Below are 14,041 nucleotides of genomic sequence, written 5' to 3' on the forward strand. Positions count from 1 at the left end.
AACTAAAAGAGAACATAATGAAAGAAATTTTAGATTTATTATCAACAAAAGCGACATTGCAAAAAGTAAAAGGTAGAATAAAATTATTAAACTATAAGCAAGAAGAGATAAAAGGATTAATAGAAGAGGATTATTCAATTTATTCTTTAACAGGGAATAGTAATATAGATGAAATATATAGTTTTAATGTATCTTTTATAAGTAATGAATTTTTAAATATTGATTTATTATTAGATACTGATGTAGAAATTATAATTGAAGATTTAATAAATTTAAGAATAAAAAAAAATATATTTGGAAAAATTTGTAAAATAGAAGAAGATTCGATTGTTGCAAAAAAATATATGTATAAAATTGAAGTAGTACATCCTTTATATTATTTAAACTTTACAAATAAATATGAAATATTTCAGAATAAAAAATTTGAAGATATTATTTATGAAATAATACAAAGATATTCAGCATTATTAAATACATCTTTAGAGATAAGAATAGATAAAGATAAAACACCAATAAGAGAATATACAACTCAATATAATCAAAGTGATTTAGATTTTATAATGATGTTAGCTCAAACAGAAGGATATAATTTAATATTTGATTATAGTAATAATCAACCATATAAAGTAATACTATGCCAATTAAATGATTATGCTTTAGTAAATCCAGTAATAAAATCAATTTCTAATTTTAATATAATCAAAAAATTTAATGCAACTTCTCATATAGAGGATTATTATGATTATAATAGACCAAGTAAAGAATATAAAATAAATAGTAATGTATATAAAGAAAATGAAGAAGAAAATCAAAATAGTAAACAATTACAACAAGAATTAAAAGTAGAAAAATTAAAAGATAAATTGAATCTATTAAATGAGAGTTATTATGAAGATTTAACTAGATATAGTAATATAGATTCATTAAGAGAAACTTCAAAAATAAAAACAATAAAAGCTTATTCAAAAGAGATACAACTAAAAGATAGTTTATTAGTAGAACTATATGATGATAAAGTAAATAAATCAAAAGAAGTAATAATATTAGGAGTGAAATATAAAGCATACTTTCCAAATGCTTTAGATGAATATACAACTTTAAATCAAACCTTACAATATGAAGTAGAAGTAACTTGTATTCCAAAAGAAATAATATATAAACCAAATAAAACAATAAAACAATCAAAAATATATGGAATACAAACAGCAATAGTTTCAAATAATGAGAATAATTTAAAAGAAGAAGAGAATAATATAGATGTAGATGAACAAGGAAGAGTAAGAGTGGTGTTTCATTTTGAAAGAAATAAAACAACATCTTGTTACTTAAGAGTGTCAAATATTTCAAGTGGGAATAACTATGGTTCAATATTTATACCAAGAGTAAATAGTGAAGTAATAGTAAGCTTTATAAATGGAGACCCCGATAAACCAATAATAATAGGGAGCTTATATAATGGTGAGAATAAAATAGCACATTCTTTGCCAAATAATAAAACAAAAAGTTATATAAGAACATATACGACACCACAATATGAAGATGAAATAGGATTTAATGAGATATTGTTTGAAGATAAAAGAGGAGAAGAAGAATTAAATATAAAAGCACAAAGAGATATGAACTCTTTAATACAAAATGATGAGACAAGAATAGTAAAACATAATCAAAAGATAATAATAGAGAATGATAAGATAGAAGATATAAAAAGAGATTCAAAAATAATAATAAATAATGAACAAATAGTAGAAGTAAAATCAAATAGTAAAGAGAAGATAGAGAAAGATAAAGAATTAACAGTTGAAGAGGATTATGATATTAATGTTAACAAAAATCTTAATCTTTTGGTTAATGATAATTTAAAACAAATAATAGAAAAAGATTTTACATTAAGAGTAAAAGGAAATCAAACGGAATATGTAGAAAAAGATGTGAAAAAAAAGTATTTACAAAATCTTTTTTTACAAATTTCTAATAATTTTAGACTTGACATAAAAAACAATTATCATATCAATGCAAACTCAATAAAACAAGAAGCAAATAAAATTGAGATTATTGCTAATGAAGCTATTACTTTAAGAAGTAATTCTAATTGTTTAACTATCAATAAAAGTGGCATTTTTTTAAAAACTAATAATTTAGACACTACTTCTTCTTATTCTGGGGTATTTGCAAATGATGTAGAAAAAGTTGATATTCAAAAACCTCTTTATGAAAAGCTCAAAGTAGTTTCTATTGAAGCCAATATTCTCAAACAAAATTCTATAAATGATTCTTTAATTTTTAATGCTAATACTTTACTTTATAAAAATGATTCATGGATTCAATCTAATACTTTATCCTCTTCTCAACTCTCTTTATTACAGTGGCATTTTATAAAAAACAATGACTCTTTTGACAATGATCTTCATTCTGATTTTATCTCTAAAGATAATATTACTATTGATGGTTTAAATCTAATCGTTAATCTTGAAAGAAACAATTTATATAAATATGCTCATATTTTCTGTTTTACTAATAATCACAAAGAAGAAGGTTATATTTTAATAGAATTAAAAAGAAATATTAAAGTAATTGATATAAAAATAAAATATCTTTCTAATGAAGAGATTGAAGCTACTGCTATTCTAAATATTGTAGAACCAACTCAAGAGGAGTTAAATCAAATCAGATGGAATATAGAAGGTAATCTTATCTCTAAATATAATGGTTTACAAACTATAAAACACAATATAAAAAAAGAGAATATTTATGAAATAAACTTTTATTCATTTATAATCAATAATCAAAATATTCAAGATTATGCTAATGCTTTTGCTGTGTTTGATGAGGATGAAAAAAAATTAAATGATTTAGGGATAAATTAATGAGTAAAAAATTAGATGATAAAATATTATTACATGCTAAACCAATAGTCTCAAAAGAAGAATTTATAAATAATTTCAAAAATATTACTTTAGAAATAAAACTTTTAAGAAATAATAAAGAACCTATAAAAGATATTTCTTTTAAAGCTGAAAATATAAAAGTAGAAAAAGTTTCAAATAATATAGAATTATTAAAAAAATATAATTTAATATATGAAAATAAATATATTATAAAATATGAATTTACAGCAAGAGAAATAGCAACAAAATTAGAATTAACAGATGAAGAAATAAAAGATGTATCTTTTGTTTCTGGTTGGATAGATGCTAATTGTGATGGAAAATTTAGTAAAAACTATGAAAAATGGGTTGAAATTGCTATTTGTAGAGGAATCACTAAAGAAATGTTAGTTGCAATGGAATGTATAGAAGCAAGTAATAATCAAGAGTTAATAGATGCTTTAAATAAATATTGTTGTCAACATGAGATTAATACTCCTCTTAGAGTTGCTCATTTTTTAGCACAAGCTGCAACTGAAAGTGGTGGGTTTACAAAATTTGTGGAAGATGGTACATATAAAGAATCAATAGCTATACAAAGTAGCTACTATAGTGCATATAGAAATAGTATTGAAGGAAAAAATATTCAATTAATTCCAAGAAAAGATAGAAATGGAAATATACAAAGAGATAACGATGGAAATATAATTTATAACTGTAAACAACCTGAATATTTTAACTGTAAATATGGTGGGAAACAAGGTAATACAAAAGTAGAACCTCTTAATCCAAAAAAACAATATTACTATCAAATCAACGATGGGTTTAATTATCGAGGTAGAGGGTTAATACAAATAACATTTAGAGATACTTATAAAAACTTCACTACAAGATACAATGCTAAAAATCCAGATGATATAAAAGACTTTGAAGCAAATCCTAATTTATTAGAGCAAATAAAATATGCTGTTGCTTCTGCGTGTGATTATTGGGCGAATAAATCAGGTGGTGGAAAATCATCACTCAATGCTCATGCTGATGAAGGTACAAGGGATGAAGTGGTGTTGAAAATAAGTGCGGTTGTGAATGGGTACTATCCGAAAGAGTTGTCAGAATACAATAATTTAACATCAAGTGAAAAAGCCAAATATAAAAAAGCAAACGACAACCTCTATATAAAAACACCAAACGGCTACGATGAAAGACTAGAAAACTTTCATAAACTTAAACAACATATGGAACTATGAGGAAAAAAATAGATGAAAAAACAGATAGTAAAAACAATTACATTTTTAGGAATATTTTTTAGTTCAAATCTCTTTGCAATCACACCACCAACTCCAGAAGAATATAAAGAAATTGTAGATTCTTTTAAGCTTATTGATACAAGCGAAAAAGAGCTATCAAGAACCTATAAGATAAATGGAGAAATTATAAAAGCCGAACTTCAAAAAGAAGAAAATGAACCATTTCAGGAAGTTCAACACATTATAACTATTGGAGACAAAGATCTTGGAGAGCCTAAAAATTGGACAGGAATAGATAAATATGATCAAAAACTTTTATTTGTAGCTTGTATTTCACTCAATAAAAAGATAGTTTTAGCTTCTTTAGTAAGGTCATCTTTTAATGCAAAAAAAACAAAGCAAACAGCAGTTCGTTATGCAGGGTATGTAACAGAAATTGAGGAAAATACTTGTTGTGGAAATTATGGTGATATAGGAGATGACTGCCTCTTTGATGAAGAACATTCTGCAGGTTGGGAAACTTCAATCCCAACCTACAACCCAAACGAGTTCTACCCCTACTTCAATGAACAAAGAATCCTTGAAAGACTTTATGAAACTGGAACTTGTGATAAAAAAGCTACAAATGAAGCTAATATTGAAGTTTTACTAGGAAATAAATGGATACCTCAAGAACAAAGTTGGGATATAAAAGAAAAAATAGCTACTACTATTTTAACATTAAATCAACTTTTAGAAAATGCAAAATCAAATCAAAAATTAACATTTGAACAAATCAATGAAGTTTTAAAAAATGAGGAATTAAATATAAAAACTCTTCAAAAATATAATGATTTAGCATATTATTTACAACTATCAAATAAAAATAAAGAAGCTATTTTTATTTTAGAAAAAATTATAGAAAAATTTCCAAATAGAACTGTTGCTTATCTAAATCTTGCTGATGCTTATAATGGATTAAATAATAAAGATAATGCAAAACAAAACTATGAAAAATATATAGAACTTATGAAACTAGATAATAAAAAATCTAAAATCCCTATAAGAGTTTTTAAGCATTTAAATGTTTTTAAATCTAATGAAACTATAAGGGAAAAATAGATGAAAAAACAGATTGTAAAAACAATTACATTTTTAGGAATATTTTTTAGTTCAAATCTCTTTGCAATCACACCACCAACTCCAGAAGAATATAAAGAAATTGTAGATTCTTTTAAGCTTATTGATACAAGCAAAAAAGAACTATCAAGAACCTATAAGATAAATGGGGAAACTATAAAGGCGGAACTTGAAAAGCAAGATGATACAAAAACAACTCAATTCATACAACATATTATAACTCTTGGGAGTAGAATTCTTGGAAAACCAAATGATTGGGTTCTTACAAATAAAGACGACCAAAAGCCTTTATTTGTTTCTTGTATTTCATCCGATAAAAAAATAGTTTTATCGTCTTTGGTTAGATCATCAACTTATTATCAAAAAACTAAAGAAAAATTTGTTAGATATTCTGGTTTTGTAGCTAAGATAGATAAAAATACTTGTTGTGGAAATTATTGGATAGATAGTGGTCTTTTAAATGGCGAAAACCCTACCGCTAAAACCTCCATCCCAACCTACAAGCCAAACGAATTTTACCCCTACTTCAACGAACAAAGAATCCTTGAAAGACTTTATGAAACTGGAACTTGTGATAAAAAAGCTACAAATGAAGCTAATATTGAAGTTTTACTAGGAAATAAATGGATACCTCAAGAACAAAGTTGGGATATAAAAGAAAAAATAGCTACTACTATTTTAACATTAAATCAACTTTTAGAAAATGCAAAATCAAATCAAAAATTAACATTTGAACAAATCAATGAAGTTTTAAAAAATGAGGAATTAAATATAAAAACTCTTCAAAAATATAATGATTTAGCATATTATTTACAACTATCAAATAAAAATAAAGAAGCTATTTTTATTTTAGAAAAAATTATAGAAAAATTTCCAAATAGAACTGTTGCTTATCTAAATCTTGCTGATGCTTATAATGGATTAAATAATAAAGATAATGCAAAACAAAACTATAAAAAATATATAGAACTTATGAAACTAGATAATAAAAAATCTAAAATCCCTATAAGAGTTTTTGAGCATTTAAATGTTTTTAAATCTAATGAAACTATAAGGGAAAAATAGATGAAAAAACAGATTGTAAAAACAATTACATTTTTAGGAATATTTTTTAGTTCAAATCTCTTTGCAATCACACCACCAACTCCAGAAGAATATAAAGAAATTGTAGATTCTTTTAAGCTTATTGATACAAGCGAAAAAGAACTATCTCACACTTTTAGAGTGAATGGAGAAGAAATAAAATTTACCATTGATAAGTTAGATGATAAACAAGCCCTTAAGAATGGGCAATGGCAAAGACATCTAATAAAATTTAACAATATTAAATTGCAAAAATTTAATGGTGGTAATCTGGTATATATATATGATCAAAAACTTTTTGCTGTAGCATGTATCGCAAAAGATAAAAAAACAGTTTTAGCTTCCATTGTTAGATCTTCTGTTAAAGATTATAAAGAAATACATTATGGAGGATTAGTATCTTTAATTGATAAAAACATAAAAGATGATAGTTATGTCCTAGATGAAGATGAAATTTTTAAAACACCAATATCACGGTTTATTTCAATCAAAACCCCCTACAACCCAAACGAGTTCTACCCCTACTTCAATGAACAAAGAATCCTTGAAAGACTTTATGAAACTGGAACTTGTGATAAAAAAGCTACAAATGAAGCTAATATTGAAGTTTTACTAGGAAATAAATGGATACCTCAAGAACAAAGTTGGAAAATTAATAAAGAATAAATAGATTCAAACAGAACTGTTACTTATTTAAATCTTACAAATGCTTATAATGGATTAAATAATAAAAAATCAATTCTAATAAATATAACTTACTCTCATTTAACCACTAAAAGTGTAGATTAATAGGAGTTGTGTTAATCTCATAATATTTTATTTTCAGGATTAAAAAAATATGAACAAAAAATTGTTTACGCTAAAAGATTTATGCAAAGATTATGAAAATACTCCAATTTTAAAAAATATAAATCTAGATATTTATGAAGGAGAATTTCTTACTCTTTTAGGTCCTAGTGGTTGTGGGAAAACAACTATTTTAAGACTTTTAGCTGGATTTGAGAATCCAAATAGTGGTGAAATTATTTTACAAGAAAAAAATATAAATAATATACCACCAGAAGAAAGAGAAATAAACACTGTATTTCAAAGTTATGCTCTTTTCCCACATATGACTATTTTTGACAATGTTGCTTTTGGATTAAAGATGAAAAAAACTCCAAAAGATGAAATAAAAAAAGAGGTAGAAAATGCCCTTACAATGGTTAAATTATCGAAACATTCTCATAAAAAACCACACGAATTAAGTGGAGGTCAACAACAACGAGTTGCAATTGCAAGAGCAGTTGTAAATAAACCTTTAATTTTATTATTAGATGAATCACTTAGTGCTCTTGATTATAAACTTAGAAAAGAGATGCAAATTGAACTTAAAATGCTACAAAGAAAACTTGGAATTACTTTTTTATTTGTAACTCATGATCAAGAAGAAGCTCTTTCTATGTCAGATAGAATTGTAGTTATGAATAAGGGAAAAATTGAACAAATAGGAACTCCAAAAGAGATATATGAAGACCCTAAAAATCTTTTTGTTGCGCAATTTATTGGTGAAGCAAATTGTTTTGAAACAAAAATAATAGAACAACAAGATGGTCTTATGAGTCTTCAATACTATGAAAAAATTTTTCATTTAAAATCAAAAAAGATTTTGACAAATTATTGTACGATACTTATAAGACCTGAAGATTTTAGAGTTGAAAAAAATCTTGAAGATGTTAAAACAAACAACTATTTTGTAGGAGAATTAGAAAATATTATTTACAAAGGTACAACTATCGACCTTTTGGTGAAACTTGAAGATGGAAAAGAAGTTATTGCAAGTGAATTTTACAATGAAGATAGTGATGCGTTAGGTTATGCAATTGGTTCAAAACTTTATTTGTATTGGGTTGATGGATGGGAGGTACTTTTAGGACATGAATAAACTATCTTTATTTTCTAAAATATCAATATTTTTTATTGTTTTTTGGCTTTTAGTTTTTGCATTATTTCCTAATTTACTTGTAATAGGAAGTAGTTTTTTAACAAAAGGTGAAAATGAATTTTTAATCTTTACTCCTAGTTTACAAAGTTATATAAAACTTTTTGATCCTATTTATTTATCTGTATTTTTGGATTCAATTTATTTAGCAGTTGGAACTACATTTTTTGCACTTATTTTAGCTTATCCTTTTGCATATATTATTGCAACTACAGCAAAAAAATATAAATTTTTACTTCTTTTACTTGTGATTATTCCTTTTTGGACAAGTTCACTTGTAAGAACTTACGCCCTAATTGCGATACTAAAAACAAAAGGTTTATTAAATGCTTTTTTATTAACTATTGGAATTATAAATGAACCTTTAGAGATTATGTATACCCAAACAGCCGTTTTTATAGGAATGGTGTATACCCTCCTTCCATTTATGATTTTACCTTTATATGTTTCAATTGAAAAAATTGATTTTAAACTAATTGAAGCAGCAAAAGATTTAGGAGCTTCAAAATATAATATTTTTAAAACAATAATTATTCCTTTATCACTTCCTGGAATTATTGCAGGTTGTACTTTAGTATTTTTACCCTCACTTGGAATGTTCTTTATTCCTGATATTTTAGGTGGAGCAAAAGAGTTGATTTTTGGAAGTTTTATAAGAAATCAATTTTTATTATTTAGAGATTGGCCTTTTGGTTCTGCTGCTAGTGTTGTTTTACTTTTAATGATGTTCATTTTATTGGCACTTTTAGCAAAATCACAAAAAACAACACCAAAGCCTTTTTATAAAGAATAACTTAAATTAAAGGAAAATTTTAAAAAGACAATAGTTTTTTAACAATGTATTTTTTAAGAACATTGCAAGTTTAAAAAACTTGCTGATGTTTGATTTTGGAAGCACTATTTTTATGCAATTATCTAGAATTTTGCTAGTAGTGTTTCTATGATCAAACAAGTTTAAATGTTTGGTTGGCAATTAGTATAGTGATAGCTTTTTTGAATGCTATCTTTAGATTTTAGTACTAACTTGTGATCTTTTATAATTTACTGTTTATGACTTAGAAAAAACACGAGCTGGATCATAAGGGGTGTTGTATCTAAAAATGGAATAGATAATAGTTGCTAGTTTTCTTGAAACAGCAATAAGTCCTTCTTGTTTAGATTTTCCTTGAGATTTTTTAGTATCATAATATTGCTTGAGCTCTTTATTGTGTATCATACAACTTACACTTGCCATATAAAGAGCATGTTTTGCTAGTGATGAACCTCTACGACTTAAATGACCTGTTGATTTAGAATTACCTGAACTATTTTCTGTTGGAAATAGTCCAAGATACCCTATAAATTTAATAGGTGTTGTAAATCTTGATAAATCACCACATTCACTAATAACTGCAGCAATAGTTTTAGATGAAACACCTGGAATAGTTTTTAAGTTCTCAATCAATGAATTAGTTGGAACATCTTTTTCTTCTTTAATACCATTGTTTTCAAGTAAAGCTAATATTTCATCTTCTAAAATAGATAACTCATCTTGATAGATTTTAAGAAGTCTAATAGAACTTTTAATAGCTATGGCTCTTGCATCTTTGGCTTTACCAGAATAGATAGAATTTTTTGCAAGTTCTAAAACTTTTAGGGCTTTTTCACTATTAAAGCTATTTCCTTGAATATGTCTAAATATCTTAAGTATTCTATCAACACTACTATGTTTATAATGATGTGCAGTTGGATATTTATCCAAAAGTGCAAGTCCTGTGATACTAAATATATCAATAAAATTTTCAAGTTCGGGAAATGTAACTGTTACTTGAGTAATAATTCGTTTTTTTACCTCTTTCATATCTGATTGAATAGAAGCACGATTACGATACAAAGTTCTTAAACTTTGATATTCATCATCAGTTACATAACCTGAACTAAATTTGCCATCTTTTAGGAAGAGTGCAATAATCCAAGAATCAATATTGTCATTTTTTACTTTTTTCATTGTGTGTTGTTCTCTATATCTGGTTGTTTGAAATGGATTTAATAGTTTAACATTAAACCCATGAGCATTTAAAAACTCTAAAAGATTTTCACCATAAATTCCAGTTGCTTCAAGACCAATTATAAAATCGTTTGGATTTGATGAGATAGCTTCAAGTTTAACAATAAACTTTGAAAATCCATCAATACAATTTGTAACCCTTATAGGTTTAGTAGTAATTTTTTTCTCACTATCATCAATGATAGTAACAACATGAAAATTTTTAGCAATATCAATTCCAACATAATACATCTTTTTATACCTCAGTTTATAATAATCTTTAGTTGTTCTAGCCTAAGCTAGATTCACAGCCTCGTTAATCTATAAGTAGTAAGTGCTATACAGCTACCTCTACAGCTTTTAATAAATGATTAACAACTAAAGATATCAACAGGCTTAAATGATGTAGTTTGGTTAGAAGAAATATTAATTTAATTCATCATTGCTACAAGGAGAAAAATGTTGTTATATCTAAAGTCATAGACTGTAAAAAGTAAAAGATTTGAAGTTAGTACTTCAATCTTAGAAGAATATATTTTTTAGTTAAAAACTAGATGATATATTCATAAAATTAATTATACGAGGAGAATAGATGAGAAAAGTTTATGCAAGTTTTATCTATTTTCTTTTATATTTACCAATTGGTGTTTTGATTATTTACTCTTTTAACTCTTCAAAATACAGTGTTGAATGGAAAGGTTTTACTTTAAAATGGTATGAAAGTTTATTAAATCAATCTGCACTTTTAGAAGCTGCTTGGCATTCTATAAGTGTAGCTTTTGTATCAGCAATAATAGCTACAATTTTAGGAACTTTAGGAGCACTGACACTATATAGATATGATTTTTTTGGTAAAAAATTTATGCAATCCTTAGTTTACGTTCTTATTATGTCACCTGAAATTGTAATGGGAATTTCACTTTTAATGCTATTTGTTTTTATTTCACTTCCTTTAGGATTTTTTACTCTTTTAATAGCTCATATTACATTTTGTCTTCCCTTTGTAATAGTTACTGTAATGGCTAGATTAAATGGTTTTGATAAAAATATTATTGAAGCTGCAAAAGATTTAGGAGCAAGTGAATTTACAACTTTTAAAACTATTATTTTGCCAAATGTAATCCCCGCAATTGTTTCAGGATTTTTATTAAGTTTAACTCTCTCTCTTGATGATGTTGTTATTAGCTTTTTTGTGACAGGTCCTGATTATGAGATTTTACCACTTAAAATTTACTCTATGGTGAGACTTGGAGTAAAACCTGAAATAAACGCACTTTGTACAATCATGTTTATTTTCACATTGATTATGATATTATTTTCACAAATTTTGATTAAGGAGAAAAAATGAAATCCATTTTTATGATTATTTCCCTTGTAATTTCCCTATTTGCAAGTGAAAAAGTTCTTTATGTTTATAACTGGTCTGAGTATATGCCTGAATCTGTTTTAGAAAACTTTACAAAAGAGACAGGAATCAAAGTAAAATATTCAACTTATGATTCAAATGAAGCAATGTATGCAAAAGTAAAAACTGCTGGAAACTCTGGTTATGATATTATCGTTCCATCTACTTATTTTGTAAATAAAATGAGTAAAGAAGGTTTATTAGAAAAAATTGATAAATCAAAACTTCCAAACTATAAAAATCTTGATTCAAAACTTTTATCAAAACCTTTTGATCCAAATAATAACTATTCTATTCCTTACTTATGGGGAAGTACAGGTATTAGTTATAATACTTCATTAGTAAAAGAAGATATTAATTCTTGGAAAAATCTATGGAATCCAGTATATAAAAATTCTATTTTATTAAATGATGATATGAGAGAAGTTTTTGGAATGGCACTTAAAGTTTTGGGATATTCAGCAAACTCAACAAATCCTAAAGAAATAGAAGAGGCTTTCAATAAACTAAAAGAACTTTTACCAAATGTAAAAATGTTTTATTCAGAATCTCAAAAACAAGTTTATCTAAATGAAGAGGTAAAATTAGGGATGAACTTCAATGGTGAAGGATTTATGGCAAATGAAGAGAATGAAAATATAAAATATATTTATCCAAAAGAAGGAGCACTTTTATGGATAGATTCATTGGTTATTCCAAAAGGTGCAAAAAATATTGATAATGCTCATATTTTTATAAACTATTTATTAAAACCTGAAGTATCTAAAATAATAAGTGAAGAGATAGGTTATCCTTCTCCAAATGCAAAAACTCTTGAACTTTTAGATGAGAAAACAAGAAACAATAGAATCATCTATCCAAATGAAGAAGATTTAAAAAACAGTGAATTTCAAACAGATGTTGGTGAAGTTTTACCTACATATGAAAAATACTGGGAAATGTTAAAAACTTCTAACTAAAAAGAAAAACTATCTTCAAATTATTTTGAAGATAGTTTTATCACAATTGTTTAATAAATCTTCTTTCTATCTCTTGTTCACTTAACTCTAAATTATCTTCATTTAGAAAACCATAAAAATAACTCTCATCATTTTTTTGAACTTCAATGATTAAAATATTATCTTCTTTATGATTTTCTAAAAATTTTTCTACTGCTTCAAATGCAGAATTTTTCCAATATTTTTCAATTTCATTATTATTTCCTGCATCATAAAATAAACAATCTTCACACATTGAAAATAGATAGTTTCCTGCTCCTTCATAAATTTCAAAAGAGTTATTATCATTATCTAATTTTTCATTTGTAAAAGGGCAATTTAAAGTAAATGTTCCCATACTTTTTGGTTTTATTACTATTTTATTCAAAACTCAATCCTTTTTTAGTGGAATTATACAACATCAATTGTTTATTTTAAAACCACTTTTATATCATCCATACTTTTAAAATCTATAAATTCATTTAATAGCGCAACAAGTTGTACAACTTCACTATTTTTCATTCTGATACAACCACTTGATTCATAACTTCCTATCGTTTTTTCATTAAGTGTTCCATGAATTCTAAAAGTCTCTTTTCCATCTACTTTGTGCGTTAAATTTATCTTAGCACTTCCCATATAATTTAGCTTATCTCCACCTTTCACAACTTTTGGTAAATCTATTCCTCGTTTTTTAAAACTTTGTATTGTATCAGCAGTTGGATACCAAACTGGATTTAATGTAATCGAAGTTATATTTCCAACACCTAAGGGTTTTTTTATATCTTTCTTTGCTGTTGAGACTTTATAAGTCTTCAAATTTTTAGTTTTATTATCATATTTTGCTTTTACATACATCAGATTTTTTGAAGAATCAACCTCAATAATCAAACTATCATAAGCTCCCATTTCAGATAAAAGATTATCAACTTTTCTAAAAGTAGATAATTTTGGAGTATATCTATCAAAAATTTTTGTTCCAATAGTTGAAAAATCTTTTAAAAATATTTCTTCATCAAAAGAGAGTTTTTTCAAACTTATTTGTTCTTTTAAATAATTTGAAGATTTTTCTAAAAACTCTTTTGTCTCTAAAATTGAATCTTTTTGATTAGTTGCACCATATAAATAAAGAGAAAAAATTAGAAAAAAGAAAAAAAACTTTTTTATCACTCTGTCGCCTCATGAATTGATTCTTTTACAGAATGATAAACATCACTTGAAGTATCTTTAGTTGCTTCCCAAGCTCTATTACTATCCTGTTTTATCCCAGTCCAAGTTGCACAACCTTGAAAAACAACTATAAGAATTGTTAATAATATAAATTTTATCATTACTTAAC

At 25.7% G+C, this 14,041-nt stretch carries 13 protein-coding genes; 9 read left to right on the plus strand and 4 right to left on the minus strand.

All coding sequences use genetic code 11. From position 1 onward, the window contains the following. Positions 1-17 precede the first annotated feature (17 nt). From ADFLV_RS11405 to ADFLV_RS11435, 7 genes are all read left to right on the plus strand, one after another. On the plus strand, positions 18-2,864 hold the full coding sequence (locus tag ADFLV_RS11405; RefSeq protein WP_172658806.1) for a type VI secretion system Vgr family protein: 2,847 nt from the start codon (positions 18-20) through the stop codon (positions 2,862-2,864). Beyond that, on the plus strand, positions 2,864-4,111 hold the full coding sequence (locus ADFLV_RS11410; RefSeq protein WP_129012221.1) for a glycoside hydrolase family 19 protein: 1,248 nt from the start codon (positions 2,864-2,866) through the stop codon (positions 4,109-4,111). The genes ADFLV_RS11405 and ADFLV_RS11410 overlap by 1 nt, the downstream gene beginning before the upstream one ends. 12 nt (positions 4,112-4,123) lie before the next feature. Next, positions 4,124-5,212, plus strand: coding sequence for a tetratricopeptide repeat protein (locus tag ADFLV_RS11415; protein ID WP_129012222.1), 1,089 nt, complete (start codon positions 4,124-4,126; stop codon positions 5,210-5,212). Beyond that, a complete protein-coding gene (locus ADFLV_RS11420; RefSeq protein ID WP_129012223.1) occupies positions 5,213-6,295 on the plus strand; it encodes a tetratricopeptide repeat protein in 1,083 nt (360 codons plus the stop codon). Then, positions 6,296-6,979 (plus strand): hypothetical protein, encoded by a 684-nt coding sequence (locus ADFLV_RS11425; RefSeq protein WP_129012224.1) that lies wholly within the window; start codon positions 6,296-6,298, stop codon positions 6,977-6,979. It begins immediately after the preceding gene. Positions 6,980-7,151: 172 nt separating this feature from the next. Further along, positions 7,152-8,237: a spermidine/putrescine ABC transporter ATP-binding protein PotA gene (potA, locus tag ADFLV_RS11430; RefSeq protein ID WP_129012225.1), complete on the plus strand. Its 1,086-nt coding sequence runs from the start codon at positions 7,152-7,154 to the stop codon at positions 8,235-8,237. Continuing rightward, a complete protein-coding gene (locus ADFLV_RS11435) occupies positions 8,230-9,087 on the plus strand; it encodes an ABC transporter permease subunit (protein ID WP_129012226.1) in 858 nt (285 codons plus the stop codon). The genes potA and ADFLV_RS11435 overlap by 8 nt, the downstream gene beginning before the upstream one ends. A gap of 255 nt (positions 9,088-9,342) precedes the next feature. Here the strand turns inward: ADFLV_RS11435 and ADFLV_RS11440 are convergent, their stop codons facing one another. After that, positions 9,343-10,572 (minus strand): IS110 family RNA-guided transposase, encoded by a 1,230-nt coding sequence (locus ADFLV_RS11440; RefSeq protein WP_129012243.1) that lies wholly within the window; start codon positions 10,570-10,572, stop codon positions 9,343-9,345. A 340-nt stretch (positions 10,573-10,912) separates the two neighbouring features. On the opposite strand from ADFLV_RS11440, the gene potC reads away from it, so the two are divergent. Together potC and ADFLV_RS11450 are read left to right on the plus strand one after the other, a co-directional pair. Then, the gene (gene potC, locus ADFLV_RS11445; RefSeq protein WP_014474908.1) at positions 10,913-11,668 is read left to right on the plus strand and encodes a spermidine/putrescine ABC transporter permease PotC; all 756 of its coding nucleotides are present in this window, start codon (positions 10,913-10,915) and stop codon (positions 11,666-11,668) included. Next, positions 11,665-12,684, plus strand: coding sequence for an ABC transporter substrate-binding protein (locus ADFLV_RS11450; RefSeq protein WP_129012232.1), 1,020 nt, complete (start codon positions 11,665-11,667; stop codon positions 12,682-12,684). Before potC ends, ADFLV_RS11450 begins: the two co-directional genes overlap by 4 nt. Before the next feature lie 40 nt (positions 12,685-12,724). On the opposite strand, the gene ADFLV_RS11455 is transcribed toward ADFLV_RS11450, so the two are convergent. Genes ADFLV_RS11455 through ADFLV_RS11465 form a run of 3 tightly spaced genes read right to left on the minus strand, consistent with a single transcriptional unit; the run spans position 12,725 to position 14,033 of the window. Then, positions 12,725-13,090: a hypothetical protein gene (locus tag ADFLV_RS11455; RefSeq protein WP_129012231.1), complete on the minus strand. Its 366-nt coding sequence runs from the start codon at positions 13,088-13,090 to the stop codon at positions 12,725-12,727. 41 nt (positions 13,091-13,131) lie between these two features. Next, positions 13,132-13,872 (minus strand): L,D-transpeptidase, encoded by a 741-nt coding sequence (locus ADFLV_RS15160; RefSeq protein WP_129012230.1) that lies wholly within the window; start codon positions 13,870-13,872, stop codon positions 13,132-13,134. Beyond that, a complete protein-coding gene (locus ADFLV_RS11465) occupies positions 13,869-14,033 on the minus strand; it encodes a hypothetical protein (protein ID WP_014474912.1) in 165 nt (54 codons plus the stop codon). The genes ADFLV_RS15160 and ADFLV_RS11465 overlap by 4 nt, the downstream gene beginning before the upstream one ends. Between the last annotated feature and the right edge of the window lie 8 nt (positions 14,034-14,041).

The organism is Arcobacter defluvii (assembly GCF_013201725.1).
Lineage (GTDB): Bacteria > Campylobacterota > Campylobacteria > Campylobacterales > Arcobacteraceae > Aliarcobacter > Aliarcobacter defluvii.

Excerpts from the sequence above, each read along its gene's own strand:
- ADFLV_RS11465 (WP_014474912.1), bottom strand. The coding sequence starts at position 14,033 with ATGATAAAATTTATATTATTAACAATTCTTATAGTTGTTTTTCAAGGT.
- ADFLV_RS11435 (WP_129012226.1), top strand. The coding sequence starts at position 8,230 with ATGAATAAACTATCTTTATTTTCTAAAATATCAATATTTTTTATTGTT.
- ADFLV_RS11410 (WP_129012221.1), top strand. The coding sequence starts at position 2,864 with ATGAGTAAAAAATTAGATGATAAAATATTATTACATGCTAAACCAATA.
- potC (WP_014474908.1), top strand. The coding sequence starts at position 10,913 with ATGAGAAAAGTTTATGCAAGTTTTATCTATTTTCTTTTATATTTACCA.
- ADFLV_RS11415 (WP_129012222.1), top strand. The coding sequence starts at position 4,124 with ATGAAAAAACAGATAGTAAAAACAATTACATTTTTAGGAATATTTTTT.
- potA (WP_129012225.1), top strand. The coding sequence starts at position 7,152 with ATGAACAAAAAATTGTTTACGCTAAAAGATTTATGCAAAGATTATGAA.
- ADFLV_RS11405 (WP_172658806.1), top strand. The coding sequence starts at position 18 with ATGAAAGAAATTTTAGATTTATTATCAACAAAAGCGACATTGCAAAAA.
- ADFLV_RS11420 (WP_129012223.1), top strand. The coding sequence starts at position 5,213 with ATGAAAAAACAGATTGTAAAAACAATTACATTTTTAGGAATATTTTTT.
- ADFLV_RS11440 (WP_129012243.1), bottom strand. The coding sequence starts at position 10,572 with ATGTATTATGTTGGAATTGATATTGCTAAAAATTTTCATGTTGTTACT.
- ADFLV_RS11450 (WP_129012232.1), top strand. The coding sequence starts at position 11,665 with ATGAAATCCATTTTTATGATTATTTCCCTTGTAATTTCCCTATTTGCA.
- ADFLV_RS11425 (WP_129012224.1), top strand. The coding sequence starts at position 6,296 with ATGAAAAAACAGATTGTAAAAACAATTACATTTTTAGGAATATTTTTT.